The 646-nt window shown below is 52.2% G+C and carries 7 tRNA genes; all 7 read right to left on the minus strand.

From position 1 onward, the window contains the following. Position 1: 1 nt before the first annotated feature. Positions 2–75 (minus strand) — tRNA-Arg (locus STRDD11_RS13220). A gap of 24 nt (positions 76–99) precedes the next feature. Further along, positions 100–185: transfer RNA gene (locus tag STRDD11_RS13225), tRNA-Leu, on the minus strand. A gap of 7 nt (positions 186–192) precedes the next feature. Next, positions 193–264, minus strand: a tRNA-Gly gene (locus STRDD11_RS13230). Between the two features lie 14 nt (positions 265–278). After that, positions 279–351: transfer RNA gene (locus tag STRDD11_RS13235), tRNA-Thr, on the minus strand. A gap of 10 nt (positions 352–361) precedes the next feature. After that, a tRNA-Leu gene (locus STRDD11_RS13240) sits at positions 362–443 on the minus strand. A gap of 5 nt (positions 444–448) precedes the next feature. After that, positions 449–521: transfer RNA gene (locus STRDD11_RS13245), tRNA-Lys, on the minus strand. 38 nt (positions 522–559) lie between these two features. Beyond that, positions 560–632, minus strand: a tRNA-Asp gene (locus tag STRDD11_RS13250). Between the last annotated feature and the right edge of the window lie 14 nt (positions 633–646).

Below are 646 nucleotides of genomic sequence, written 5' to 3' on the forward strand. Positions count from 1 at the left end.
ATGCACCCTAGAGGAGTCGAACCTCTAACCGCCTGATTCGTAGTCAGGTACTCTATCCAGTTGAGCTAAGGGTGCTGCTTGTCTTCTTCTCTCGCTTCATGCCGAGGACCGGAATCGAACCGGTACGATCGTTGCCAATCGCAGGATTTTAAGTCCTGTGCGTCTGCCAGTTCCGCCACCCCGGCCTCCTCAAGCGAACGACGGGATTCGAACCCGCGACCCCCACCTTGGCAAGGTGATGTTCTACCACTGAACTACGTTCGCATCTTCTTCTATTATGCCGGCTACATGACTTGAACACGCGACCCTCTGATTACAAATCAGATGCTCTACCAACTGAGCTAAGCCGGCTTATCCTATATGCGGGTTAAGGGACTTGAACCCCCACGCCCTAAAGCGCCAGATCCTAAATCTGGTGCGTCTGCCAATTCCGCCAAACCCGCCCTTATGACCCGTACTGGGCTCGAACCAGTGACCCTTTGATTAAAAGTCAAATGCTCTACCAACTGAGCTAACGAGTCTCTTCCTGCTTGAAATCTACTTATCTTTTAGACTCCAACGGTCCCGACGGGAATCGAACCCGCGATCTTCGCCGTGACAGGGCGACGTGATAACCGCTACACTACGGGACCTATTCTATTTTTAA

The organism is Streptococcus sp. DD11, from assembly GCF_001578865.1.
Taxonomy (GTDB): Bacteria; Bacillota; Bacilli; order Lactobacillales; family Streptococcaceae; genus Streptococcus; species Streptococcus panodentis.